Below are 26516 nucleotides of genomic sequence, written 5' to 3' on the forward strand. Positions count from 1 at the left end.
TCATTGTTATGATACAATGGTGGCAAATTCTCTTACTAACGCTGTATTCAGCGTATCAAATTTTGGATGAGTTGACGATTAACTCATCAGCAGGATCTCCTGTTTTTGCAGGATTTATTACGGGTCTGGTCATGGGTGATCTGAAGACAGGCCTATTTATCGGTGGTAGTTTACAACTGGTTGTACTCGGTGTGGGAACATTCGGCGGTGCTTCTCGGATTGATGCAACCTCTGGTGCAGTTCTTGCAACAGCTTTCTCAGTAGCTACAGGTATCAAAGCGGAATTGGCGATTTCAGCTATCGCAGTTCCGGTAGCAGCGTTGCTGGTTTATACTGATGTTCTTGGACGTTTCTCTACAACTTACTTTGCACATCGTATTGATGCAGCGGTTGAAAAATTTGACTACAAAGGTGTTGAACGCAATTACTTACTCGGTGCTATTCCATGGGGGCTTTCACGAGCACTTCCAGTATTTTTAGCTTTGTGGCTTGGTGGGGATGCTGTAAAAGCATTCTCCGATTGGCTTGCCAATAATGCACAATGGATTGCAGATGGTTTGATTCTTGCAGGTAAAATGCTTCCTGGTGTCGGTTTTGCAATTTTGCTTCGTTACCTTCCAGTAAAGAAAAACCTTCATTATCTTGGTTTAGGCTTTGCCATTACAGCAATGTTGAAAGTTGTTTTTGACTATATTTCAACATTAGCGACAGCATCAAGTGCTGTCAAACCCATTGCAAAGGCTCTCGGTGGAGCTAAGTTTGAGGGGCTTCCAATGATTGGAATTGCGATTATTGGCTTTGCTTTAGCAGCTCTTAGCTATCAAAATGCTATCAACAAACAAGTGGTGACTGTTGCTGCGGAACAATCAGAAAGTGGGGAAATTGACGATGACGAACTCTAATTACAAATTAACAAAAGAAGATTTTAAACAAATCAACCGTCGTAGTCTCTTTACTTTCCAATGGGGTTGGAACTACGAGCGTATGCAAGCATCAGGTTATCTCTATATGATTTTGCCGCAGTTGCGTAAGATATACGGTGATGGTACGCCAGAATTAAAAGAAATGATGCGAACACATACGCAATTTTTCAACACGTCTAACTTTTTCCATACTTTGGTGACAGGGATTGACCTTGCGCTTGAAGAAAATGAAGGGGTTGCGGCTAAAGATACTGTTACAGGGATTAAAACTGGGTTAATGGGTCCATTTGCAGCGATTGGTGATGCGATTTTTGGTTCAACTATTCCTGCAATCATGGGTGGCTTGGCAGCAGGTCTTGCCATTGATGGCAATCCTCTTGGTATTTTCCTTTGGATAGGAGTAACGATTGCGATTAACGTTTTCCGTTGGAAACAATTAGAATTTGCCCACAAAGAAGGCGTTAAATTAGTTACAACGATGCAGGATAAATTGTCCGCAATCACAGATGCTGCAACTGTTTTGGGAACATTCATGGTAGCTGCTTTAATTGCTACGATGATTAACTTCAAATTCACCTATACTCAAAGTTTTGGTGGTGTAACGTTTAATCTTCAAGAAACGTTGGATAAAATCTTCCCGCGTTTGGTTCCGGCATTGTTTACTGGATTTGTTTATTGGCTGCTTGGTAAGAAAGGTATGAATTCAACCAAAGCAATCTTTATTGTCATTATTATTGCAATTGGTGTTTCTGCACTTTCACACTTTACTCATACGCCAATCTTAGGTGTTTAAAAGGAGCTTTTCTATAAATGACAAAACAACTTATACTAGTTAGCCATGGTCACTTTTGTGAAGAATTGAAAAAAAGTACCGAAATGATTATGGGGCCTCTGGAATTCGTTCATACAGTTCCCTTACTTCCGGAAGAAGGAATAGACGACTTTACGGCTAAATTTTTAGCGACTGTAAAAGAGCTAGATGATTACATTGTCTTTGCTGATTTGCTTGGAGGAACACCTTGTAATGTCGTTAGTCGCCTTATTTTGGAAGGACTTCAAATTGAACTCTATGCAGGAATGAATATGCCCATGGTGATAGAATTTATCAATTCTGCCTTGACTGGTGTGGAAGCGAAATATATTGAAAAAGCAAACAGATACATTGTGAAGGTCAATGATATGTTGGCAGCAATGAATGATGAGGAAGATGAATAAAAATATATCCAGTTAATAGTGGCTGAGAAAGCGCATACTTGGTATAATAAGGAGGAGGGGATAAGAAAATGGATTTCTTAGAAATCCTTATTTCCCGCCCCCTTCTTTTGGTTAATAGAAAACATCACATCTGCAAAGCAGAAAGGAGAAATATGCTCAATTATACAAAGGAAAAATTAGTTGAATTAGGTGCAGAAATCACCACGAGAGAAATTTATCAACAGCCACAGGTTTGGCAGACGGCTTTTGAAAATTATAAAGCACAAGCTGATGAGATTGTAGCGTTTCTAAATGGTATTGATGAAAAGCATGACTATATCAAGGTTATTTTGACAGGGGCTGGAACATCAGCCTATGTTGGAGATACGCTTTTACCTTATTTTAGAAAGCTGTATGATGAACGCAAGTGGAATTTCAACGCCATTGCAACAACGGATATTGTAGCCAATCCTTTGGCGTATTTACACAAAGAGATACCGACTGTTTTGGTTTCTTTTGCCCGTAGCGGAAATTCGCCAGAGAGTGTGGCAACAGTTGATTTGGCAAAGGACTTGGTTGAGGAACTGTACCAAATTACAATTACATGTGCAGCAGAAGGGAAGTTAGCGCAGCAAGCACATGGTGATGAACGCAATTTGCTCTTGCTTCAGCCTGCACTATCAAATGATGCTGGCTTTGCTATGACCTCAAGCTTTACGTCTATGATGTTAACCGCTTTGCTCGTCTTTGACAAGGCAAATTTAGATGTAAAAGAAGGGAAGATTTCTGCTTTAATAGCTTTGAGTCAAAAGGTGCTAGATTCGGCAGAAATGATTCAAAAGATGGTGTCCTTGGATTACAATCGAGTCATTTATCTGGGAGCAGGGCCATTCTTTGGCTTGGCGCATGAAGCCCAACTGAAAATTTTGGAATTGACTGCCGGACAAGTGGCGACGATGTATGAAAGTCCTGTTGGTTTCCGCCATGGTCCAAAATCATTAGTAAATGAAGAAACGGTCATTGTGGTGTTTGGTTCGACAGACTCATACACCAAATTATATGATCTTGATTTAGTACGAGAAGTGGCTGGAGATGATATTGCCCGCAAGGTGATTTTATTGACAGATCAGAGGGAAGATTTGGAAAATGTTGAACAGATCATTCTTTCTAGCCAATCACTAGCAGATGATGTTTATCGCGTGTTCCCTTATATTGTCTATGGTCAATTATTTGCCTTATTAACATCCCTTAAGGTTCAAAATCGTCCAGACACACCGTCTCCGACAGGAACTGTCAACCGTGTTGTGCAAGGTGTCATCATTCACCCGTTTGATAAAGAATAGGAAGGAATCTATGGAAAAATTAAAAATTAGTCACGAAAAGTTATCACATTTAAAGAAGCTGTCAGATGAAAATGGTATGATTGGAGCTTTGGCGATTGATCAGAGAGGTTCGCTGAAAAAGATGCTGGCAAGTGGTGCACGTACTGTATCGGGCGATGAAGCACTGATTGAGTTTAAACAATTGATTTCCAGTCAGTTGACTCCGTATGCAACTTCTATTCTTTTGGATCCAGAATATGGTGTCCCCGCTACTAAATTACGGGCATCAGAGTGCGGTCTTATTGTTGCTTATGAAAAGACAGGGTATGATGCGACAACAGAAGGTCGCCTGCCAGACTTGCTACCAAATTGGTCTGCTAAACGCATTAAAGAACTAGGCGCTGATGCAGTCAAAGTTTTGATTTATTATGATGTAGATGACAAACCTGAAATCAATGATATCAAACAAGCTTGGGTCGAACGAGTAGGGAGTGAATGTCTCGCAGAAGATATACCTTATTTCCTTGAAATTCTGACTTATGATACGAAGTGTACTAGTGTAGTAGATGCAGATTATGCAAAAGTAAAACCTCACAAAGTCAATGAAGCCATGAAGCTCTTTTCAGAACCACGTTATAATGTAGATGTTTTAAAAGTCGAAGTTCCTGTAAATATGCATTTTGTAGAAGGTTTTGCAAAAGATGGAGTAGAACCAGTTTATAGTCTCGCAGAAGCTAAGGCTTTCTTTAAGGAACAATCTGATGCGACGCATCTGCCATTTATTTTCTTGAGTGCTGGAGTTAGCGCAGAGCTTTTCCAAGAAACACTGAAAGTGGCACATGAGGCAGGTTCTCAATTTAATGGTGTCCTTTGTGGTCGTGCTACCTGGAAAGAAGCTGTTACGGTCTTTGCAGATCAAGGAGTGGATGCAGCTAGAGCTTGGTTGGATGAAACAGGGCGTCAAAATATTAATGACTTAAATCGTGTCTTACGTGAAACAGCTGTTTCGTGGATGGAGAAGTTAGAGATTTAAAATAGGAAAATGTAAAATGGTAATAAAAACAAGGAAAGTTGTATGAAATCTTATCAAGAAGCTATTTTCGGAACATTTCAAGGGCAAGATATTGTTTCTTACACATTTGAAAATGATTTGGGCTATCGTTTGAAAGTTATGACTTATGGAGCGACTGTCTTAGAATATGTCACTCCGGACAGAAATCATGAATTTACAAATATCGTAGTTGGGTTTGATTCTTTTGATGCTTATGTAGGCAATAGCCCTAAATATGGCGCAAGCGTTGGACCAGTTGCAGGACGGATTGCAAAGGCTGAGTTCGAGTTGAATGGAGAAATCTATCCGTTAGAGGTCAATAATGCAGAAAATTGTAATCACAGCGGATCTACTGGCTGGGATAGTGCCATTTTTCAAGTGGAAGAGGTCACGAATGAAAGTGTCACTTTTTATATTGAACGCACAGACGGAACAGGTGGTTTCCCAGGAAATTTGAAGGTCTGGGTTTCTTATACTTTAACAGAATTGGGTGAGCTAGAGGTTTCGTATCAAGTTCAAACGGACAAGGACACTTTAGTTAATCCAACCAATCACAGTTACTTTAACTTAACAGGCGATTTCAATCAGCCAATTGATCATTGTATTTTGCAGCTGAATACTCTCGGTGTCTATCCTATCGCACCAGATGGAATACCTGCTAAAATACCAGATTCAGAACATAACTTTGTAAAACAACTTTGCCAAGGCGTCTCTATGAAGGATATTTTTGCAGATCAAGATGAGCAGATTCAGATTGTATCAGGCTTAGATCATCCATTTGCTTTGGATAAAAAGCAGAAATACGCTGGCTCTTTTTATGAGCCAGAATCTGGGCGTTACCTCACTTTCAAAACTAGTGCACCTTGTTTGGTGACTTACTCAGCAAACTTTGTGGATGACACGGTCATTTTAAATGGGCATCCCATGATTCAGCACAATGGCTTAGCTCTTGAAACTCAGGCGCTTCCTGATGCCATTCATAGCGACTTGAAAGCAGATGTTATCTTAAAAGCGAGTGAGATTTTTACCAGCACGACCATTTATCATGCAACAAGCAAATGAAAATGAATATTGAAAACGGCAGTTGATTGTTCTGTCGTTTTTATTTAATACCAGTTTAAAATACTTATTCCATATTAGTATCATCAAATAAAAATCTTTAGTGTCTATTTGTAAAATCTACGGTTAAACCAGTTTACTAACCTAATTTTTATAATAAAAGGAAGTGAGTTTTATCTCTTTGCTTCCTCTCACTCTTGGTATTGATGCGAAAGAGGGATTGGTTGCATCAACAACCCAAAAATTCCATATAAATAAAAAAACACACAAACAGATTTCACTCTGTCCATGTGTTTTGCTGATTTTGATAAGAATACGGAGGATTCTTTTGTATAGATAGTGATGTGTTACTCCCGTAAATAATCGCCGTGTAAAATTATTTTAAATTCATCAAAACTGTAATCACCCTTTAATGCTATTCCTTTTAAAATCTATATTATCTCTCTTAAACAAAAAACTTATCTGAAGATTTTATTCTATTTACAGTTTCTTTAATATCTAAATGATCCGTATAAAGCAAATAATTCTTATTCATATTTCTAGATAGAAATTCATTTCTTGATGTAATGGATAACTCACCAATTCTTTCTATTTCTTTTCTAGAAGAATCTCTATCTTTAAGAGTCTGTTCTTCTGCTAGCAACACACAATATTTTAATTTTATTTGTTTCGTTTTTAAGAAGTCTTCCATTTTTTTAATTTGGTCTTCAAATAGTACATAGTTTATGATTACTGTCATATCTCTAGCAAGTAAATTATTGGTAATACTAATGACATTATCCCAGAACAAATCCATATAGTAGCCATCATCTTCCCATGGTGCTACCAAGCCACTTTTAATCATTAAATAAATACTGTCTCCTTCTATAACAGCACTTTTGTCAAATGTGTAAGCTAACTCTTTGCTAACACTACTTTTCCCAACACCTGGCGGCCCAGAAATAATATAAACACAGTTTTCCATATTAACACCTCTACAAATTTTAATTCTATTTCTATCATTTAACTGATTTTGTTGCAATATATGTTTTAATATTCAGTTCATGCAGTCTACCAAAACCATTTGTATCTTCATATATATCAAGCAGAGTAAACCCCGCCTTTAACTGTCCGCCTATTTGCTCTGTCATATTGTGAGAGAATTGCATGCCAGCATTTTCTTTTATCATAAAATCTTTGGCTGTTTTATCTTTTAATGGATTAAAAGGCATTTTCCAAATAATTTCTTTTTCTTCATTATCTACAATGTAATTTATTTCATTGTTTAATCCTGCCAGAAAAATTCCACCCTTTTTCAGAACTCTATATACTTCATTAAAAATGGGCTGCACATCTTCAACATAACAGTTGGAAACCGGATGAAATACTATATCAAAGGCTTCATCCTCAAAAGGCAAAGCTTTTGTCATATCGCCTTCAATCGCTTTAATAGTATAGCCTTCTCTTTCAGCAATTAAAAATTCACTTTCTATTTGCTTTGACGAATTATCAAGCACAGTGCAATCTGCACCTAATGCGTTAAATATAGGTATTTGCTGCCCACCACCTGATGCTAAACCTAAGATTTTGTTTCCATTTAAATTTCCTAACCATTCATGTGGAACAGGAACCGTCGGAGTAAGAAAAATATTCCACTCTCCGTTTTTTGCATTAATATACTCATCATGTGAAGTTGGTTTACCCCATTCCCAACCTTCTTCAACCCATCTATCTATAGTTTCTTTATTTATATCCTGATATGATTTCATTAGTTATTTCCTTTTATAAATTCTAAGTTTATCTGTTAAACTTAGAATTATTGACTTATTTTTGCTAAAGTTTAGCCAGTTTATCGTTTCCTTCACAATGATTAAATTCAACCTATTTACGATGCTTTTCAATCCAGGAAACGGAAAAATCTACTAGATTACGCTGTTGCATCAATCTAGAATCGGCATTGCCGATTTTCCCTATCTTTGCAAGACCCTTTTCCTCAAATGCGCTTCCTATATCCTCAAAATCTTCTCCGTCAACAAATAAGGTGTTATACGCTTTCCATATTCGAACACCATCTTGAAGTATGGCACTATGCTCAACACAGTCATGTTTCCCAGGATACTCTGCACGGACATCCGCTAAGTGTATGGAGGTGTTTTTATCATATCCAACCCCTAATAACAGTACTTTTGCGTCAAGTTCATAGAGTTTTGCGATAGGTGATCCCTCCCCAAATATATTTGAAAGGCTGTGTTCCACTGTAATATATTCAGCATGTTTCCCCCATGCACAAATTGATCTTGCTGGATGTTCTGTTCTGATACTCCCTGGCCATTGACGGAACATTTCTGCAACAGCTCCCATCGTATTTGTTGGCGTTATCTGTTTATCATATGCTGGCCAATTCTCTCTAATTTTATCCCAGTCTGACTCGTCTGCATTCCAGTGCACACCTGTTTCCGGATCTAAATTTTTCCATGACTGTGTCGGCATCACAATGGTACCTTCAGAAGTCACCACTTCAATTAGAGCTTCTATCACAGCCTGTGCTCCGCCACATACATAGCCCATACTTTTTAAAGATGTATGGACAATGACAACATCCCCTTGTTTCAGGCCCAGTTGTGTCAGGTCCGCTACGATATCATTTTTATCTACTGTTCTCATAATTCTTTCCTCTTGTGAGCAAAATTTATCCTAAATTCATCCGACAGTCCGGCATTTATTTTACTCAATCCATTGTATAAATGCTCTTTTATCTTCGGCATTATAGCCGGCATTCTTATAAAAAGTTAATGTACTTTTGTTCTTTGTACCCGTCAAAAGCATTATTTTATAGCAATTGTTTTCTATCGCTATTTCCCTAGCATAATAGAGACATTCTGTCGCATATCCTTTTCCTCTATGTTCTTCATGCGTCACCACATTCTCAATAAGGGCATATGGGCGTATATTTCTGGTTAGATTCGGAATGATGACACAAACGCAGGATGAAAGGATCTGACCATTTATCTCTTTTACAATAATATGGTGATTTTTATCTTCCATGATTGCATTCCAGGTACCCTTCAAAGTTTCAATATCTTTCGGAATCTCTTTTTCATGCAAGGACAGATATAGGTTCAACAAGTCATATAAATCTTCTCTAACAGCTTCTCGTATCATCAGCATCTCTCCGCCATGTAGGTTTCCACTTCTTCAGCAGTCAATTTTCTCACCTGTGTATTGGGAAATTCCTGATATTCTTCAACTGAAAAAACAGACGCCATTTTTTCACAAGTTTTTCCTTTATTCTTTTTTAGATATAATTTCAAATCTTTATTGCTTACAAAAATTTTATACGAAAATCTGCCCTTTTCACTTTTCAATTCATAAATACCACATGGCTTTTTTTCTGTATAATCGGCAGTTCTCAAATACAGCTTTGCAATTTCTAATGATTTAAATGGAAAATTCCACCGTTGCAATCCGCGACTTGAATCATGTTCAATACAAATACACCGACCACAAGTGCCACAAATATATTGTGTATGATTCGTTAAACAATCCAAAGGATTTAAAAGTGGTGTTATTCTATTTTGATCAACATAACATTCCTTACACATATTCATTTCACGACCTTTCAGAATTTCAATTTTATCTATATGAGCCTACATGAGTCTGTCATTTTTTGCCCTGATTTCATCAGCAAAGAACGTTTAACTAATATACTCTAATTTACAAATTAATTTCTTCAAAATCTTTTAAAGCTTTTTTGTAAGAAAACCAAGTACATAACATAAACACGGTGATACCAATCGCCAATATGGCAACCTGCAGTATGCTTAAATTTGCAGGATCATTTAGGTTTTCCAAGCCGGGAATGTGATGTAACACTTCTCCCATGAATATTATGATAGATCCGACTACGCAGAATAAGATGAAAGGCTTCCCAATCTTGTAAGCCGTCTTAAAAAATCCTGCTAAAAAAATACCATTAAAGGACGCGAATACAGCTAATAAATAGCCAAGATAAGCCGCATTTGCATTCATCAATGGATTTGTTACATACGGAGCGGCATTACCTAGAAATTTCATCCTAATAATCGTTAGCAATGTGCATAAGACAAAAGCCATCAATTCGATGAACAAAACAAATAGATACTTAGCTGAGACCACATCTTTTTTCCTTACCGGCAGCATAACCGTGTAGGTAATATCATCGTATTCCCGAACTTGCTGGTAGGTATAGAAAATGCCAAGACAGATAAAAAAGGAACCGACAAGAATAGGGTATCCTGGAATCATCGTCATAGTTGAAAAAGCTATAAACCAATAGCTCAAAGGATTTGCTGACAGTTTCATTTCCTTATAAAGAAGTTTTTTCATCACAGATTCACCTCTTCTCTTTCGATATGCACCATAATATCTTCAAGTGTTGGTGCACCACCTATTTCCTCCGTGTAATGGCGGATAAAGTCTTCTTTTTTCGCAGATAAAAGCAATTCTCCATTTTTGATGTAGGTGATCGTATCTGCACATTTCTCCAAATCACTGGTAATATGGGTAGAAAATAAGATTGCTACCCCTTTTTCAGCCAGTTTACGGAAAATTTCATTCATTTCATCTCTGGATACGGGGTCAAGCCCGCTGGTCGGCTCATCCAAGATTAAAAGCTTGGCGTGATGAGAAAGAGCTAAAGTAAGGTAAAATTTTACCTTCATACCCTCAGAAAGTTCCATAATCTTCTTACTTTCATCAAGTTTAAATGCGGTAAGGTAATGACGGTAAGTTTCATTATCCCAATTTTCATAAAAAGTACGAGTAATGGCTACAATATCCTTTAGTTTTTCTCTTTTGTAATAATTGATTCCACCTACTGCATACCCAATCTGCTGTTTAATTTTATCCTCGTTATCCAGATAGTCCATACCAAGAATACGAACCCTGCCCGCATCAGGATGGACAAGATTTAGAATCGATTTCAGAGTTGTCGTTTTACCTGCACCGTTTCTACCTATAAATCCCATAACTTCACCGGCTTCAATATGAAAACTAACAGGTTTTAATTCAAAAGCCGGATATTTTTTTGTCAGATTATTTATTTCCAGAACATATCCCATATTATTCATCTTCTTTCTCTTTAAAAGCCACTTCCATCAAGTGTGCGAATGCTCCTTTAGGCGGTATAGCGATACCTCGTTTTTCATCGCCAAGAAGCAGAAGCGTATCACCAGGCTTGATATGAAATACCTCTCGTGCCTGCTTCGGTATTACTATCTGACCTTTTTCCCCAACTGTAGCTGTCCATGCATATTTTCCTTTTGGTGCTTTCGCCATGCTTGTCTCCTCTTAAGTATGTTTCGTATGATTTGTATGACTAATTATACCATATAATCTCAAAATAACAAACTTTTATGTCATATCATAAACCGTATCAATATACTTAAACTCATTCATACGTAGTAATTTGATTGATTAGTGCATATTATTTCCAGTGTTTATGCGGATAATTGGGATTTGATGATGTTTTTGTTATAATAATAGTTATGAGTAGAATTTTAGATAATGAATTGATGGGAGACGAAGAGTTAGTAGAACGCACGCTTCGTCCCCAGTATTTGCAAGAATATATTGGGCAAGATAAGGTCAAAAATCAATTAAAGATTTTTATTGAGGCAGCTAAGTTGCGAGATGAGGCGCTAGATCACACCTTGCTTTTCGGACCTCCGGGACTAGGGAAGACCACTATGGCCTTTGTTATTGCCAATGAACTAGGAGTCAATCTCAAGCAAACTTCTGGTCCAGTCATCGAAAAAGCAGGTGATTTGGTAGCGATTTTAAATGACCTAGATCCGGGAGATGTCCTCTTTATTGATGAAATTCATCGCTTACCCATGGCTGTGGAAGAAGTACTTTACAGCGCGATGGAGGATTTCTATATTGACATCATGATTGGTGCAGGGGAGACCAGCCGTAGCGTTCACTTGGATTTACCGCCTTTTACGCTGATTGGAGCAACGACGCGGGCAGGTATGCTGTCAAATCCTCTACGCGCACGTTTCGGGATTACTGGTCACATGGAATATTATGCGGAAGCAGATTTGACTGAGATTGTGGAGCGAACGGCAGAAATCTTTGAAATGGATATCACTCATGAAGCAGCTGAGGAATTGGCACTGCGCAGCCGGGGTACGCCTCGGATTGCCAATCGGCTTCTTAAACGCGTACGAGATTTTGCTCAAATCATGGGAGATGGTTTGATTGATGCTCGTATCACTGATCAGGCTTTATCAATGCTGGACGTGGATCAAGAAGGGCTGGATTATGTAGATCAGAAGATTCTTAAAACCATGATTGAGGTTTATGGTGGTGGCCCGGTTGGTCTGGGAACTCTTTCGGTTAATATCGCTGAAGAACGAGAAACAGTTGAAGATATGTATGAGCCTTATCTGATCCAAAAAGGCTTTGTCATGCGGACGAGAACAGGGCGCGTGGCGACCCGCAAGGCTTATGAACATCTAGGATATGAGTATTTTGAAAAGTAGGATTTATGAAAATAGCAGAGCAGGATATTTTAAATCAATTTACTGCAGATAAAGATTTGATGACGATTTTAACAATGATTCGCAGTTTGCAGTTAAAAGATAGTTGGTTGGCTGCTGGCAGTGTACGAAATTTTATCTGGAATTATTTGTCAAATCAACCGGGATTTGATAAAGAGACAGACGTTGATGTAATTTTCTTTGATCCAGCTATTTCTTATGAAGAAACCCTTAAAATTGAGACAAAACTGAAAGAAAACTATCCAAACTATAACTGGGAACTGAAAAATCAGGTTTATATGCATATTCACAATCCTAATACAGAACCTTATCGAGATTCTAGAGATGCTATGAGCAAGTACCCAGAACGCTGTACAGCAATTGGGCTTCGCTTATTGGACAACGACCAGTTGGAATTGTTTGCTCCTTATGGTTTAGACGATATTCTAGAGTTCCGAATTGCATCCACTCCGCATTTCCTAGAAGATGCAGACAGGAGGCAGCTCTATAACATGAGAATACAGAAAAAAGATTGGCAGAAGAAGTGGAACAATCTTCAAATTGAATTTCTTTAAAATTTTTTAGAAAAAAGAAAAATCTTTAAGAAAAATTTAAGTCAGCATCGTTATACTATAATTACAAGTTGAGAGAAGCTTAACTTGAACTCCTAAAAACTTTTCTTTTTCATAATAATCTCCCTATAAGAGTCGCCCAATCGGCGGCTTTTTTGAGATTTATAAAGAATTGAAAAAATCTCAAGGGTTAAAATTCCTATTTTTATAGATTTTGTTATAATAGTAAAGAGGTCTATGCTATGAAAAAAATTGTGTTTGTTTGCTTGGGAAATATCTGTCGCAGTCCAATGGCAGAATTTGTGATGAAAGATTTGACAGATGAAGTTTATGTTGAAAGTCGTGCGACTTCGGATTGGGAACATGGGAATCCAATTCACTCTGGAACGCAGGCAATTTTCAGGAAATATGCCATTCCTTATGATAAAGGTAAGACTTCGCAGCAAATATCAATACAGGACTTTGAACGTTTTGATTATATTATCGGAATGGACCAATCCAATCTTCAGGATTTAAAGAAAATGGCGCCAAAGCAATATGCTAGTAAAATTTTCCAATTTGAAGAGAAAAGTGTGCCAGATCCGTGGTACACAGGAGATTTTGATGAAACCTATCAGCTTGTATTGGAAGGTTGTCAAAAGTGGCTGGAGCAGATGAAGAACGAAGATTAAGTAAAAAATGGATACACTAAAAGCATTTTACGAAAAATATAAAATTTATCTTACAAGGCATAATTTAGAGTTGCTAACAGTAACAGTTATTGTCATATCAGCGATTGTTGCCTTTACATCAGGGATTCCAAGTCAAGGGGCTTTGACGTTGGATAAAGGAGCAATCAAGTACAATGGTAGCCTTGTTCGTGGGAAAATGAGTGGACAAGGAACCTTGACTTTTAAAAATGGCGATGTCTATAAAGGGCATTTTAAAAATGGAACGTTTAATGGGCAAGGAACTTTTACCGCTAAAGCTGGCTGGAAGTATGAAGGAAATTTTGTAAATGGTCAAGCAGATGGTCAAGGAAAATTGACGACAGAGGACAATGTTGTCTACAAGGGAAAGTTTAAACAGGGGATTTATCAAAATGCGCGTTAAATGGTTTTCATTAGTGAGGATTACAGGGTTACTTCTAGTCCTGCTCTACCATTTCTTCCAGAAAGCTTTTCCTGGCGGTTTTATTGGTGTGGATATTTTCTTCACTTTCTCAGGCTTTTTGATTACATCTCTCTTGATTGATGAATTTGCCAGAAACAAGGGAATTGACATCAAAGGATTTCTGAGACGGCGATTTTATCGGATTGTGCCGCCGCTTGTGCTAATGATTTTGGTTGTTATGCCTTTCACGCTTTTAATTCGGAGAGATTTTGTGGCGGGGATTGGAACGCAAATCGCTGCTGCATTCGGCTTTATGACCAATTTCTATGAAATCTTGTCCGGTGGAAATTACGAAAGCCAATTTATCCCGCACCTTTTTGTGCACACTTGGAGCTTGGCTTTGGAAATGCACTACTATATTTTATGGGGGTTGGCAACATGGTATTTAGCAAAGAAAAGTAAGAATGTTGGACAATTTCGTGGTGTCATCTTTCTTGTTTCGTCTGCTTTGTTCTTCATTAGTTTTCTTTCTATGTTTGTCAGAGGTTTTTTCTCTTCAAACTTTTCTGTGATTTACTTTTCGAGTTTTACTCATATCTTCCCATTTTTTGTAGGAAGTGTTCTAGCTACGGTTTCAGGTGTGAGCGACTTGGGAGCACCTTTCCGTAAAATAGAGCAAGCGCTTGATTTGAAAAAAAACTTTTATCTACTTGGTGGAAGTTTTGTAGCTTTGCTACTGTTGACTTTTCTTCTGAGGTTTGACAATTTATTGACTTATCTGTTTGGTTTTCTTCTTGCAACGGTATTTTCAGTAGTGATGATTTTAGCAACACGTGTGCTCCATGAGAAGACGCCACATGTTGATGAGCCACCGATTATCACTTTCATTGCAGATACGAGCTACGGTGTCTATTTGTTCCATTGGCCATTCTATATCATTTTCTCTCAATTGATGAGCAATGGTTTAGCTGTGCTTTTGACAACCATTCTCTCCTTTGCTTTCGCTGCCGGCTCTTTTTACCTTTTGGAGCCAACATTAGCAGGTAAAGAGCCCAAAGTATTTGGCTTGAAAATGAATATTAAGCAGATCACAATACCTGTATTTTATAGTTTAATTCCTTTTACCTTGATAACATTGATCATTATGATGACTGCTCCCAAAATCGGTGCCTTTGAAGAAAATTTATTGGTCAATGGACTCAATCAAGCTGATAATAAAATGCAAATCACTCGTACACAAGTTGATCATGCGACAGCCAGCCAATACAATGTTACGAAAGGAACAACTGTTATCGGAGATTCTGTTGCTTTACGGGCAAGCGAATGGCTCAAACAAGCTATGCCAGAGGCTCAAGTAGATGCAGCTGTTAGCCGTAATTTAGCATCAGGATTGGAGGTTTATCAAACAGATATTTCCAATAAAGTGCTTCTGGAAAATGTTGTGCTAGCGTTGGGCGCTAATACTGTTGACAACTATGAAAGTCTGCTCAATCAATTTATTGCAAAATTACCGAAAGGTCATCGCTTAATCTTGGTAACGCCTTATGACGGACGCACAGCGCATGATGGGACCAGTATCGCTGTAAAAACACGTCAGTATGAATTGGAATTGGCTAAAAAATACGATTATGTCTTTGTAGCAGATTGGTATCAGGTAGCTATCGAACATCCTGAAATTTGGTACGGTACAGACTACGTACACTTTGGTTCAGAGTCGACTACAATCACCAAGGGTGGAGAACTTTATGCTCAAACCGTCAAACAAACGATTGAGGAGGCAACGAAAAAAGGAACCGTTAAGAAATAATAGTAAATAAATTAGGAGTCATGGATTGCATTGCGATTCATGGCTTTTGTGTAGCGTAAGAAGTGAGTGTCATGTGAGCGGAGTAAATAAGGCAGCAAAAAAGGCTCTTTGATACAATCTTTTCGCCTATAAAACCTTGGCTCAAGTATGTGAAATATATTTTTTGTGTTTTGAAATTCACAAACAATGCTTTAGAACACAGTAGAAAATACATGTTTTGAAACAGATTCACAATATAAAAGAAAAAGTTTGTGAAGTTTACTTGAAAGTGTTTACAAGAGAAAGAAAATAAGGTATAATAATCTTGTGAAAAATTAACAAAGGATTTTTAAAAATCCTGAGAACCATTGGAGGAACACATGGCTGATAAAAAAACATTAACTCCCGAAGAAAAAAAGTTAGCTGCTGAAAAGCATGTTGACGAACTTGTTCAAAAAGGGCTAATTGCTCTAGAAGAAATGAGAAAATTAAATCAAGAACAAGTAGACTACATTGTTGCAAAAGCTTCAGTTGCTGCTCTTGATGCGCACGGTATCTTAGCTGAGCATGCTGTTAAAGAAACGGGTCGCGGTGTCTTTGAAGACAAAGCAACGAAGAACCTCTTTGCCTGTGAGCATGTTGTTAACAATATGCGTGGTGTTAAAACTGTTGGTGTTATTGAAGATGATCCAATTACAGGTTTGACTAAAATTGCTGAACCAGTTGGTGTTATCTGTGGTGTAACTCCTACAACCAACCCAACTTCAACTGCGATTTTTAAATCTTTGATTTCATTGAAAACACGCAATCCAATTGTGTTTGCTTTCCACCCATCTGCTCAAGAATCTTCTGCTCATGCAGCACAAATCGTTCGTGATGCAGCGATTGCAGCAGGAGCACCTGAAAACTGCGTGCAATGGATTACTCAACCATCTATGGAAGCTACAACAGCTTTGATGAATCATGAAGGTATTGCAACCATTCTTGCGACTGGTGGGAATGCTATGGTAAAAGCTGCTTATTCATGTGGAAAACCAGCCCTTGGAGTTGGTGCTGGAAATGTGCCAGCTTATGTTGAAAAATCAGCTAATATCCGCCAAGCAGCACATGACATCGTTATGTCTAAATCTTTTGATAACGGAATGGTTTGCGCGTCTGAACAAGCAGTTATCATTGATAAAGAAATCTATGATGAATTTGTAGAAGAATTCAAATCATATCATACTTATTTTGTAAACAAAAAAGAAAAAGCCCTTCTGGAAGAATTCTGCTTTGGTGCTAAAGCGAACAGCAAAAACTGTGCTGGTGCTAAGCTAAATCCAAATATCGTTGGTAAATCAGCTGTTTGGATTGCAGAACAAGCTGGGTTCACTGTTCCAGAAGATACCAACATTCTTGCAGCAGAATGTAAAGAGGTTGGTGAAAAAGAACCTTTGACTCGTGAAAAATTATCACCAGTTATTGCAGTCTTGAAATCTGAAGACACTGAAGACGGACTTAAGAAAGCACGTCAAATGGTTGAATTCAACGGTCTTGGTCACTCAGCTGCTATCCATACAAAAGACGAAACTCTTGCAAAACGTTTCGGTACGGAAATAAAAGCAATGCGTATCATCTGGAACTCTCCATCTACTTTCGGTGGTATTGGGGATGTATATAATGCTTTCATTCCGTCATTAACGCTTGGATGTGGTTCATACGGACGTAACTCAGTTGGTGATAACGTATCCGCTATCAACCTTCTCAACATCAAGAAAGTAGGGAAACGTAGAAATAATATGCAATGGTTTAAAGTTCCTTCAAAAATCTACTTCGAACGTAACTCAATCCAATATCTTCAAACTTGCGAAGGCATTGAACGTGTTATGATTGTTACCGATAAATCTATCGAAAAACTTGGCTTTGTGCAACGTGTGATTGATCAATTGAATCTCCGTGCAAATAAAGTGACGATTCAAGTCTTCTCAGATGTTGAACCAGATCCAGACATCACAACAGTCCGCCGCGGTACTGAAGCAATGCGTGAATTTGAACCAGATACAATCATTGCACTCGGTGGTGGTTCTCCAATGGATGCGGCTAAAGGAATGTGGATGTTCTATGAACAACCAGAAGTTGACTTCAGCGATCTTGTTCAAAAATTTATGGATATTCGTAAACGCGCCTTCAAATTCCCATCACTTGGTAAGAAAGCGAAATACATTGGTATCCCAACAACATCTGGTACAGGTTCAGAAGTAACACCGTTTGCTGTTATCTCTGATAAAGCAAACAATCGTAAATACCCACTTGCTGACTATGCTTTGACGCCAACCATTGCGATTGTTGACCCAGCTTTGGTAGAATCTGTTCCAGCATTTATCGCAGCAGATACAGGTATGGATGTTCTAACTCACGTTACAGAAGCCTATACTTCAAACTTTGCTAATGACTATACAGATGGTATTGCCCTTCAAACTATTAAGTTGGTCTTTAAATACTTGGAAAAATCTGTAAAAACAGCTGACCCAGAAGCTCGCGAAAAGATGCATAATGCCTCTACAATGGCTGGTATGGCCTTTGCAAATGCCTTCCTTGGAATGAGTCACTCAATGGCGCATAAGATTGGTGCTGTTCACCACACCATTCACGGACGTACCAATGCAATCTTGCTTCCATATGTTATCCGTTACAATGGAACTCGTCCATCTAAAACTACAACATGGCCTAAGTACAATTACTGGAAAGCTGATGAAAAATTCCAAGATATCGCTCGTATGCTTGGTTTGCCATGCTCAACTCCGGAAGAAGCAGTTGAAGCTTATGCAAAAGCTGTGTATGATCTTGGTGTGGCAGTCGGCATCAAGATGAACTTCAAAGATCAAGGAATTGATGAAAAGGTTTGGAATGATAGTCTGCATGAAATTGCCCTTCTAGCTTATGAAGACCAATGTTCACCAGCCAATCCACGCTTGCCAATGGTAGCTGATATGGAAGAAATCATGGCTGACGCTTACTATGGCTATGCAGAACGTCCAGGACGTCGTAAATAGACGGTAAAGTTTGTTCTGATTTGAATCGTTTGTCAATTGTGTAGACAATATATTCAGGTTTTGAAAGATAAATCAGTTTATCAGTCACAATCTCTCTGTAAAAGCAGGGAGATTTTTCTATTGGGGAGTATTTTTGCTTTCGCTTGCTGTTATATGCGCTTTCCTTTAATCTAGTTGTGAAAAAAGAGGACAATCATGCTTCAATTATTGGTATTTGATATGGACGGTGTCATTGTGGATACGGAATATCTAGATTTTCAATTACAATAAGCATTTGTGTGCTTGTTTAGTTCAAGTCCAAATGAGTTGTCTCAGCAAGATTTTTCGATTTTAGTTGGAAAATCTTATATGGCTCTTTATCGTTGTATTAAACAGCTCAGCCAGACAAGTTTATCTTTGGAAACAATCGATCATCAACTAGACAAGTTTGCAGCAGAAAAATATCAAGAGGTAAACTACCAAGAATTGTTTCAGAAAGCTATCGTGCAGATTCTCTTATATGCTAGGAAAAATCATATAAAAGTAGCACTTGTATCGTCTTTTAGATATCAACATATTATAGAAGTTCTGACTTCTTGTGGAATTAAAGAATATTTTGACTTGATTGTCAGTGGTGAAGATTTTGCGGAAAGCAAGCCTAATCCAGCGATTTATCAAGTTATTTTAGAAAAATTGGATATAAATGTGGGAAATGCTGTAGCTATTGAGAATTCTTTTTGTGGTATTGCTGCTGCTAAGAGTGCAGGGTTAAAGATTATTGCTTATGAAGAAAAGAGGATGCCTGTTGACCAGAGTCAAGCTGACATGGTCGCAAAAGATATGATTGAGATTTTCTCAATACTACAAACCTTGAAGGAGAGTGAATGATTGTGATGCTTTGGGTATCGTTTTCTTGAAACTACTTTCAAGATTTAAGAGAAAAGTGAGCATTATCAGAAATTAGAACCTAAATATCGGATGTTATTGAAAGCGTTTTAAAAAACAGCTATAATAGCACTGTGAGATTGAAAGCGCTTTAAAAATCGATCTACAATAGTAAAGGAGAAGGCTGTCTATGGCAAAAATGACAAAAGACGAGCTGATTGCCAAAATAAAAGATGGCATCATTGTTTCCTGTCAAGCTCTGCCACATGAACCGCTTTATACTGAAGCAGGTGGGGTTATTCCTCTTTTAGTGAAAGCGGCTGAACAAGGAGGCGCTGTTGGTATTCGAGCGAATAGCGTTCGGGATATTAAGGAAATTAAAGAGGTCACTTCGCTACCCATTATTGGTATTATCAAGCGAGATTATCCACCTCAAGAGCCATTTATTACCGCAACGATGCGAGAAATTGATGAACTAGCAGCTCTGGATATTGAAGTGATTGCTTTTGATTGTACAAAGCGGGAGCGTTTTGATGGTTTAAAGATTGCGGATTTCATCAAGCAAGTGAAGGAGAAATATCCTCATCAATTGTTCATGGCAGATGTGAGTACCTTTGAAGAGGGAGCTGCTGCGGTAGAAGCGGGTGTGGACTTTGTAGGGACAACTTTGTCGGGCTACACTTCTTATAGTTTGCAAGGTGAGGGGCCGGATTTTGATCTGATAAAAAATTTATGTGATGCAGGTTTGGATGTTATCGCGGAAGGAAAAATTCATTACCCAAGTGAAGCTAAAACGATTCATGACTTAGGTGTTAGAGGAATTGTAGTAGGTGGTGCCATTACGCGTCCAAAAGAAATTACAGAGCGTTTTGTTGCAGCAGTAAGTGAAAAGTAGGAACAATTTTATCCTAAAAAGGATGACAATAAAAGGAGAAACAATATGAGGATGAAGAAAATACTTTGTTCGTTAGTTGCAGGAGCTGCAATTTTATCTTTGGCAGCATGTGGAAATTCAGGTGGTTCAAACAAGTCGGCTGATTCAGGTAATTCTTCTGGTAAGACAGAGATTACTTGGTGGGCTTTCCCAGTCTTCACGCAAGAAAAAGCAAACGATGGTGTTGGAACTTATGAAAAAGAAATTATCAAAGCATTTGAAAAAGCCAATCCAGATATTAAAGTGAAACTAGAAACAATTGATTTCAAATCTGGTCCAGAAAAAATCACAACGGCGATTGAAGCAGGAACAGCACCAGATGTCCTCTTTGACGCACCGGGTCGGATCATTCAATATGGTAAAAATGGTAAATTGGCAGAATTGAACGATCTCTTTACAAATGATTTTGTCAAAGATGTCAATAACAATCAAATCATTCAGGCTAGCAAAGCTGGTGACAAAGCCTATATGTATCCAATTAGCTCTGCGCCATTTTACATGGCATTGAACAAGAAAATGCTGAAAGAAGCTGGTGTGTTAGACCTTGTTAAAGAGGGCTGGACAACTGCTGACTTTGAAAAAGTATTAAAAGCATTGAAAGCTAAAGGGTATACTCCTGGATCACTCTTCAGTAATGGTCAAGGTGGTGACCAAGGTACACGTGCTTTCATTTCAAATCTTTATGGTGGTTCTGTAACAGATGATAAGGTGACAAAATATACAACGGACAGTCCAAACTTTGTCAAAGGTTTGAACAAAGCAGTGAGCTGGATTAAAGATGGTTTGATGACAAACGGCTCTCAATTCGATGGTGGAGCAGATATTCAAAACTTTGCGAATGGGCAAACTTCTTATACTGTTCTTTGGGCACCTGCGCAAAAAGGCATCCAAGCTAAACTCTTGAAAGCCAGTGGCGTCGAAGTTGTGGAAGTGCCATTCCCATCAGATAACGGAAAACCAGCTTTGGAATACCTTGTAAATGGTTTTGGTATCTTTAACAATAAAGATAAAAAGAAAGTAGAAGCTGCTAAAAAGTTTGTCAAATTTATTGCGGATGATAAAAAGTGGGGGCCAAAAAATGTTGTTCGTACAGGTGCCTTCCCAGTCCGTTCCTCATTTGGAAAATTGTATAATGACAAACGGATGGAAACAATCAGCACTTGGACAAAATATTATTCACCATATTACAATACGATTGATGGATTTGCAGAAATGAGAACACTCTGGTTCCCAATGTTGCAATCTGTTTCAAATGGCGATGAAAAAGTTGAATCTGCTTTGAAGACCTTTACAGAAAAAGCAAATGAAACCATTAAAAAAAGTAAAAAATAAATAATGTAACGATTTCCCTTTTTCTGTTGTTGGTTTCATAAAATAGGAAAAGGGAATTTTTTATCAAAAAGAGGAGGTCAGTATCTCCTCTAGCTAAATGAGGTGTTGAATGTGAAAGTGAATAAAATAAGAATGAGAGAAACGGTGATTTCCTATGCTTTTTTGGCACCAGTTCTATTATTCTTTATTGTCTTTGTATTGGCACCGATGGTGATGGGATTTGTAACGAGTTTCTTTAATTATTCTATGACTTCCTTTTCATTCGTTGGATTGGACAATTACTCACGAATGTTTAAAGATCCAGTCTTTATTAAATCTCTCATTAATACGGTGATTATCGTTATTGGTTCGGTACCAATTGTTGTGTTGTTCTCTTTGTTTGTGGCTTCTCAAACCTATAGTCAGAATGCGATTGCACGGTCATTTTATCGGTTCGTCTTCTTCCTGCCGGTGGTAACAGGGAGTGTAGCTGTAACGGTTGTATGGAAATGGATTTACGACCCACTGTCAGGGATTTTGAATTTCGTCCTGAAGTCGGGTCATGTCATCAATCAGAATATTTCTTGGCTGGGTGATAAGCATTGGGCGTTGATGGCGATTATTGTGATTTTGCTGACAACTTCTGTCGGGCAGCCTATTATTCTCTATATTGCTGCTATGGGAAATATTGACAATTCATTGGTGGAAGCTGCGCGTGTTGATGGAGCGACAGAGCTGCAAGTTTTCTGGAAGATTAAATGGCCAAGTCTTTTGCCAACAACTCTGTATATTGCGATCATTACAACAATCAATTCCTTCCAATGTTTTGCCTTGATTCAGCTGTTGACATCCGGAGGGCCAAACTATTCAACCAGTACATTGATGTATTACCTGTATGAAAAAGCCTTCAAGTTATCTGAATATGGTTATGCTAATACCATGGGAGTATTTTTAGCTGTCATGATTGCTTTGATTAGCTTCGCCCAATTCAAGATTCTTGGAAATGACGTCGAATATTAAAGAAAGGAGAGACAAGATGAAACAGAAAAAAATGAGTGCCTTTACGGTAATTTCAACGATTATTCTCTTGGTGTTGACCGTTCTCTTTGTTTTTCCTTTCTATTGGATTTTAACAGGGGCTTTCAAATCGCAGCCAGATACGATCGTCATTCCACCTCAATGGTGGCCTAAGATGCCAACATTAGAAAATTTCCAACAGCTGATGGTGCAAAACCCAGCCCTGCAATGGATGTGGAATAGTGTCTTTATCTCGCTAGCGACCATGTTTTTGGTCTGCATTACTTCTGCCTTAGCGGGTTATGTTCTGGCTAAAAAACGTTTCTATGGGCAGCGGATTCTTTTTGCAACTTTTATCGCTGCTATGGCTCTGCCTAAACAAGTAGTACTGGTTCCTTTGGTCCGTATTGTCAACTTTATGGGAATTCATGATACACTAGCTGCAGTTATTTTGCCTCTTGTCGGTTGGCCTTTTGGGGTTTTCCTCATGAAGCAATTTAGTGAAAATATCCCAACGGAATTGTTGGAATCTGCTAAGATTGATGGCTGTGGTGAAATTCGGACTTTTTGGAATGTAGCTTTTCCAATTGTAAAACCAGGTTTTGCTGCCCTTGCCATTTTTACCTTTATCAACACATGGAATGATTACTTTATGCAATTGGTCATGCTGACATCGCGGCAGAATCTAACGATTTCACTTGGAGTGGCAACGATGCAAGCTGAAATGGCAACGAATTATGGTTTGATTATGGCTGGTGCTGCTATGGCAGCTGTTCCGATTGTAACCGTCTTTCTTGTCTTCCAAAAATCCTTCACACAAGGTATTACCATGGGAGCTGTGAAAGGATAAGGAGGGAGAACGAATGATTTTCGATGAATTGGAAAATCTCGCCCATTACAAAAGTATCCATAATCATTTAGATTGTGCCATTGATTATCTCCTAACTCACGATTTAAGCAATTATGAGTTAGGACGCTATGAGATTAATGGAGACAAAGTTTTCTTCTTTGTGCAGGAAAATGAGCTTAATCAAGAAGAGAATGATGGCTTTGAATTTCATCATCGTTATTTGGATTTGCATTTTCTCTTGGAAGGGCGAGAAATAATCCAGTATGGCTATGAGCAAACGGAACTTCGCAAAGTTTATGATGCAGAGAAAGATATTGGTTTTAACACTTGCAACCAAGTCTATCCGCTAGTTTTGGATCATCGGAATTTTGTGGCGTTTTTACCAGAAGAAGCTCATCACCCAAATGGTTTTGCTGGCAAGGGGTTGACGGTCAAGAAATGCGTGGTAAAAGTGCTATTTGACTAACTAGAAAAATAAAGGAGATTGAGCATGGAGAACAAAAGCTCTCAGTTAGTGAAATCTATTTTTAATACGGATAATTTATTCATGAGAATTTGTGAAAAAATTCTTGATTTAGTGACAGTCAATCTTCTTTTTCTGCTGTCTTGTCTACCACTTGTTACGATTGGTATTGCCAAAATTAGCTTGTATGAAACTTTGTTTGAAATCAAGGGTGCGCGTCGCGTAAAAGTCACAGCGATGTACATGCAAGCATTTAGAAAAAATTGGAAAGTCGGTTTAAAACTTGGTTTGCTAGAACTGCTACTTGTAGGAATCAGTCTATTTGACCTCGTGCTTTTTTGGAAGCAGGAAACAATGCTGTTTCAAATGTTAAAAGCAACTTGTATCGGTGTCATCATTTTTACTAGTTTGCTGTTTTTATGCATCTATCCTTTGGCAGCTAAGTTTGAAATGACGGTAAAAGATCTATTACAAACGGGACTGATCATGGTGAGTTTGCATTTCCCGTGGTTCTTTTTGATGATAGCCTTATTAGCTGTAATTGTCTTTTTCCTCTCTAGTTCAGGATTTGTATTGCTACTGGGCTTTACTCTTTTTGTATTAGTTGGCTTTGCAGCCTTAGGATTTTTGCAATTGCCTATTATGGAAACTATTTTTAATAAATATAAACGATAAAACCAATTAACTTGGAGAATAAAATATGAGAGATTTAAAAAAATATGAAGGGGTCATTCCGGCCTTCTATGCTTGCTATGATGATCAAGGCGAGATTAGTCCAGAGCGCGTGCGAGCTTTGGTAGAATATTTTCTCGTCAAAGGAGTTCAAGGATTGTATGTCAATGGTTCATCTGGTGAATGTATCTACCAAAGTGTTGCTGATAGAAAATTGATTTTAGAAGAAGTAATGGCAGTGGCAAAAGGGAAATTAACTATTATTGCTCACGTCGCTTGCAACAACACCAAGGATAGTATGGAGTTAGCGCGCCATGCAGAAAGCTTGGGAGTGGACGCTATTGCGACCATACCACCGATTTATTTTCGTTTGCCAGAATACTCGATTGCTCAATATTGGAACGCTATTAGCGCGGCTGCCCCACATACAGACTTTGTGATCTACAATATTCCGCAGTTGGCAGGTGTAGCTCTGACGCCAAGTTTATATACAGAAATGCTCAAAAATGAACGTGTGATTGGCGTGAAGAATTCTTCCATGCCTGTCCAAGACATTCAAACCTTTGCAGCACTTGGCGGGGAAGACCACCTCGTCTTTAATGGGCCAGATGAGCAATTTTTAGGTGGTCGCCTGATGGGAGCAAGAGCAGGTATCGGCGGAACATATGGGGTTATGCCAGAACTTTTCTTAAAGCTCAACCAATTGATTGCCGACAAAGAATTGGAGAGAGCAAAAGAATTACAATTTACCATCAACACTATTATCGGAAAATTAACTGCTGCTCATGGAAATATGTATTCTGTCATCAAGGAAGTCTTGAAAATCAATGAAAATCTAAACGTTGGTTCTGTTCGTGCTCCGTTAACACCAGTGACAGGCACAGATCGTCCGATTGTAGAAGAAGCAGCTCGTTTGATTCGTGCAGCTAAGGAAACGTTCTTGTAATAAAAAAGAGGTGGATTATGGGGAAATATATTGCCATTGATATTGGTGGAACAAATATCAAATATGGTCTGATTGATGATACTGACACCTTGCTGGAAGCACATGAAATCCCAACAGAGGCTTATAAGGGCGGTCCAGAAATTTTGCGCAAGGTAAAGGGAATTGTAGCACGTTATTTAGAACAAATTCCAGTTGCTGGGGTTTGTATCTCCTCAGCCGGAATGGTCGATCCAGATAAAGGAGAAATCTTTTATGCTGGTCCTCAGATTCCGAACTATGCAGGTACTCAGTTCAAGAAAGTGGTAGAAGAAACATTTGCCGTTCCTTGTGAGATTGAAAACGATGTTAATTGTGCTGGCTTAGCAGAAGTCATGTCCGGGAGCGGAAAGGGAGCGAACATTGCGATTTGTTTGACGATTGGGACGGGTATCGGTGGCTGTTTGCTGGTGGATGGTCAGGTTTTTCACGGCTTTAGTAATTCAGCCTGTGAAGTCGGTTATGTGTATCTGTCAGATGGTGCATTCCAAGATGTGGCTTCAACGACGGCCTTGGTCAATTATGTAGCAGAACTTCACGGAGAAGATCCTGCTATGTGGAATGGACGGCGCATTTTCAAGGAAGCAACAGAAGGAAATGCACGCTGTATCCAAGGCATTGACCGCATGGTTAACTATCTAGGACAAGGGATTGCGAATATTTGCTATGTAGTCAATCCAGAAGTGGTGATTTTAGGTGGCGGCATTATGGAGCAAGAGGCCGTTCTTCGTCCTCGAATTGAGGCTGCTATGAAAGCCTGCTTGGTACCAAGTATCGCTAAAAAAACCAAGCTCGCTTTCGCTTACTATCAAAATACAGCAGGAATGTTTGGTGCCTATTATCATTTTAAAAATAAACAACAATAGATAAAAAGAGCAAGTGAGGTTCTCAG

General features: G+C 38.5%; 29 protein-coding genes. 21 read left to right on the forward strand and 8 right to left on the reverse strand.

What is annotated here, in order from left to right:
• Nucleotides 1-8 precede the first annotated feature (8 nt).
• The 6 genes from H8787_RS00355 to H8787_RS00380 all read left to right on the forward strand — a co-directional run bounded on the left by H8787_RS00355 (nucleotide 9) and on the right by H8787_RS00380 (nucleotide 5552).
• The gene (locus tag H8787_RS00355) at nucleotides 9-902 is read left to right on the forward strand and encodes a PTS mannose/fructose/sorbose/N-acetylgalactosamine transporter subunit IIC (RefSeq protein ID WP_003071226.1); all 894 of its coding nucleotides are present in this window, start codon (nucleotides 9-11) and stop codon (nucleotides 900-902) included.
• Nucleotides 889-1716: a PTS system mannose/fructose/sorbose family transporter subunit IID gene (locus H8787_RS00360; protein WP_003071224.1), complete on the forward strand. Its 828-nt coding sequence runs from the start codon at nucleotides 889-891 to the stop codon at nucleotides 1714-1716. The genes H8787_RS00355 and H8787_RS00360 overlap by 14 nt, the downstream gene beginning before the upstream one ends.
• A gap of 17 nt (nucleotides 1717-1733) precedes the next feature.
• Nucleotides 1734-2138, forward strand: a complete 405-nt coding sequence (locus H8787_RS00365) for a PTS sugar transporter subunit IIA (protein ID WP_037596319.1) — start codon at nucleotides 1734-1736, stop codon at nucleotides 2136-2138.
• Between the two features lie 152 nt (nucleotides 2139-2290).
• Nucleotides 2291-3460 (forward strand): SIS domain-containing protein, encoded by a 1170-nt coding sequence (locus H8787_RS00370; RefSeq protein WP_048800209.1) that lies wholly within the window; start codon nucleotides 2291-2293, stop codon nucleotides 3458-3460.
• Between the two features lie 10 nt (nucleotides 3461-3470).
• Nucleotides 3471-4472, forward strand: coding sequence for a tagatose-bisphosphate aldolase (lacD, locus tag H8787_RS00375; protein ID WP_187327987.1), 1002 nt, complete (start codon nucleotides 3471-3473; stop codon nucleotides 4470-4472).
• Between the two features lie 42 nt (nucleotides 4473-4514).
• Nucleotides 4515-5552 carry an aldose epimerase family protein gene (locus H8787_RS00380; protein WP_048800207.1) on the forward strand — a complete coding sequence of 346 codons (1038 nt, stop codon included), beginning with the start codon at nucleotides 4515-4517 and terminating at the stop codon, nucleotides 5550-5552.
• A 442-nt stretch (nucleotides 5553-5994) separates the two neighbouring features.
• On the opposite strand, the gene H8787_RS00385 is transcribed toward H8787_RS00380, so the two are convergent.
• The 8 genes from H8787_RS00385 to H8787_RS00420 all read right to left on the reverse strand — a co-directional run bounded on the left by H8787_RS00385 (nucleotide 5995) and on the right by H8787_RS00420 (nucleotide 10844).
• Nucleotides 5995-6513, reverse strand: coding sequence for an AAA family ATPase (locus tag H8787_RS00385; protein WP_187327988.1), 519 nt, complete (start codon nucleotides 6511-6513; stop codon nucleotides 5995-5997).
• A 34-nt stretch (nucleotides 6514-6547) separates the two neighbouring features.
• A complete protein-coding gene (locus tag H8787_RS00390; RefSeq protein WP_187327989.1) occupies nucleotides 6548-7297 on the reverse strand; it encodes a class I SAM-dependent methyltransferase in 750 nt (249 codons plus the stop codon).
• Nucleotides 7298-7409: 112 nt separating this feature from the next.
• Entirely contained in the window at nucleotides 7410-8192 is a 783-nt protein-coding gene (locus H8787_RS00395; protein WP_187327990.1) for an aminoglycoside N(3)-acetyltransferase, read from the reverse strand.
• Between the two features lie 60 nt (nucleotides 8193-8252).
• Nucleotides 8253-8690 (reverse strand): GNAT family N-acetyltransferase, encoded by a 438-nt coding sequence (locus tag H8787_RS00400; protein WP_187327991.1) that lies wholly within the window; start codon nucleotides 8688-8690, stop codon nucleotides 8253-8255.
• On the reverse strand, nucleotides 8690-9130 hold the full coding sequence (locus H8787_RS00405; protein ID WP_070668741.1) for a hypothetical protein: 441 nt from the start codon (nucleotides 9128-9130) through the stop codon (nucleotides 8690-8692). The genes H8787_RS00400 and H8787_RS00405 overlap by 1 nt, the downstream gene beginning before the upstream one ends.
• 112 nt (nucleotides 9131-9242) lie before the next feature.
• Nucleotides 9243-9893 carry an ABC-2 transporter permease gene (locus tag H8787_RS00410; protein WP_187328355.1) on the reverse strand — a complete coding sequence of 217 codons (651 nt, stop codon included), beginning with the start codon at nucleotides 9891-9893 and terminating at the stop codon, nucleotides 9243-9245.
• The gene (locus H8787_RS00415) at nucleotides 9893-10627 is read right to left on the reverse strand and encodes an ABC transporter ATP-binding protein (protein ID WP_222848867.1); all 735 of its coding nucleotides are present in this window, start codon (nucleotides 10625-10627) and stop codon (nucleotides 9893-9895) included. The genes H8787_RS00410 and H8787_RS00415 overlap by 1 nt, the downstream gene beginning before the upstream one ends.
• A 1-nt stretch (nucleotide 10628) precedes the next feature.
• On the reverse strand, nucleotides 10629-10844 hold the full coding sequence (locus H8787_RS00420; RefSeq protein ID WP_187327993.1) for an AbrB/MazE/SpoVT family DNA-binding domain-containing protein: 216 nt from the start codon (nucleotides 10842-10844) through the stop codon (nucleotides 10629-10631).
• A 209-nt stretch (nucleotides 10845-11053) separates the two neighbouring features.
• On the opposite strand from H8787_RS00420, the gene ruvB reads away from it, so the two are divergent.
• The 15 genes from ruvB to H8787_RS00495 all read left to right on the forward strand — a co-directional run bounded on the left by ruvB (nucleotide 11054) and on the right by H8787_RS00495 (nucleotide 26490).
• On the forward strand, nucleotides 11054-12052 hold the full coding sequence (ruvB, locus tag H8787_RS00425; RefSeq protein WP_187327994.1) for a Holliday junction branch migration DNA helicase RuvB: 999 nt from the start codon (nucleotides 11054-11056) through the stop codon (nucleotides 12050-12052).
• Between the two features lie 5 nt (nucleotides 12053-12057).
• Nucleotides 12058-12624 carry a nucleotidyltransferase family protein gene (locus tag H8787_RS00430; protein ID WP_048800200.1) on the forward strand — a complete coding sequence of 189 codons (567 nt, stop codon included), beginning with the start codon at nucleotides 12058-12060 and terminating at the stop codon, nucleotides 12622-12624.
• A 239-nt stretch (nucleotides 12625-12863) separates the two neighbouring features.
• A complete protein-coding gene (locus tag H8787_RS00435; protein ID WP_003027217.1) occupies nucleotides 12864-13292 on the forward strand; it encodes a low molecular weight protein-tyrosine-phosphatase in 429 nt (142 codons plus the stop codon).
• A 7-nt stretch (nucleotides 13293-13299) separates the two neighbouring features.
• Nucleotides 13300-13713, forward strand: coding sequence for an MORN repeat-containing protein (locus H8787_RS00440; protein ID WP_039677546.1), 414 nt, complete (start codon nucleotides 13300-13302; stop codon nucleotides 13711-13713).
• Nucleotides 13703-15520 carry an acyltransferase family protein gene (locus H8787_RS00445; protein WP_187327995.1) on the forward strand — a complete coding sequence of 606 codons (1818 nt, stop codon included), beginning with the start codon at nucleotides 13703-13705 and terminating at the stop codon, nucleotides 15518-15520. Before H8787_RS00440 ends, H8787_RS00445 begins: the two co-directional genes overlap by 11 nt.
• 359 nt (nucleotides 15521-15879) lie before the next feature.
• Nucleotides 15880-18531, forward strand: coding sequence for a bifunctional acetaldehyde-CoA/alcohol dehydrogenase (gene adhE / locus H8787_RS00450; protein WP_187327996.1), 2652 nt, complete (start codon nucleotides 15880-15882; stop codon nucleotides 18529-18531).
• Nucleotides 18532-18879: 348 nt separating this feature from the next.
• Nucleotides 18880-19398 carry an HAD family hydrolase gene (locus tag H8787_RS00455; RefSeq protein WP_262350644.1) on the forward strand — a complete coding sequence of 173 codons (519 nt, stop codon included), beginning with the start codon at nucleotides 18880-18882 and terminating at the stop codon, nucleotides 19396-19398.
• Nucleotides 19399-19585: 187 nt separating this feature from the next.
• Complete coding sequence (locus H8787_RS00460; protein ID WP_006270386.1) at nucleotides 19586-20290, forward strand: N-acetylmannosamine-6-phosphate 2-epimerase; 705 nt, start codon at nucleotides 19586-19588, stop codon at nucleotides 20288-20290.
• A 45-nt stretch (nucleotides 20291-20335) separates the two neighbouring features.
• Complete coding sequence (locus H8787_RS00465) at nucleotides 20336-21661, forward strand: ABC transporter substrate-binding protein (RefSeq protein WP_037596356.1); 1326 nt, start codon at nucleotides 20336-20338, stop codon at nucleotides 21659-21661.
• Nucleotides 21662-21772: 111 nt separating this feature from the next.
• Nucleotides 21773-22660: a carbohydrate ABC transporter permease gene (locus H8787_RS00470; protein ID WP_003074939.1), complete on the forward strand. Its 888-nt coding sequence runs from the start codon at nucleotides 21773-21775 to the stop codon at nucleotides 22658-22660.
• A 16-nt stretch (nucleotides 22661-22676) separates the two neighbouring features.
• Nucleotides 22677-23507, forward strand: coding sequence for a carbohydrate ABC transporter permease (locus H8787_RS00475; RefSeq protein ID WP_020997532.1), 831 nt, complete (start codon nucleotides 22677-22679; stop codon nucleotides 23505-23507).
• 13 nt (nucleotides 23508-23520) lie between these two features.
• Nucleotides 23521-23973 (forward strand): YhcH/YjgK/YiaL family protein, encoded by a 453-nt coding sequence (locus H8787_RS00480; protein WP_187327998.1) that lies wholly within the window; start codon nucleotides 23521-23523, stop codon nucleotides 23971-23973.
• A gap of 24 nt (nucleotides 23974-23997) precedes the next feature.
• Entirely contained in the window at nucleotides 23998-24645 is a 648-nt protein-coding gene (locus H8787_RS00485; RefSeq protein WP_006269059.1) for a DUF624 domain-containing protein, read from the forward strand.
• A gap of 25 nt (nucleotides 24646-24670) precedes the next feature.
• Nucleotides 24671-25588 carry a dihydrodipicolinate synthase family protein gene (locus H8787_RS00490; protein WP_187327999.1) on the forward strand — a complete coding sequence of 306 codons (918 nt, stop codon included), beginning with the start codon at nucleotides 24671-24673 and terminating at the stop codon, nucleotides 25586-25588.
• Nucleotides 25589-25605: 17 nt separating this feature from the next.
• Complete coding sequence (locus tag H8787_RS00495) at nucleotides 25606-26490, forward strand: ROK family protein (protein WP_006270385.1); 885 nt, start codon at nucleotides 25606-25608, stop codon at nucleotides 26488-26490.
• Nucleotides 26491-26516 lie beyond the last annotated feature (26 nt).

It is taken from the genome of Streptococcus sp. NSJ-72 (assembly GCF_014334035.1).
Classification (GTDB): domain Bacteria; phylum Bacillota; class Bacilli; order Lactobacillales; family Streptococcaceae; genus Streptococcus; species Streptococcus constellatus.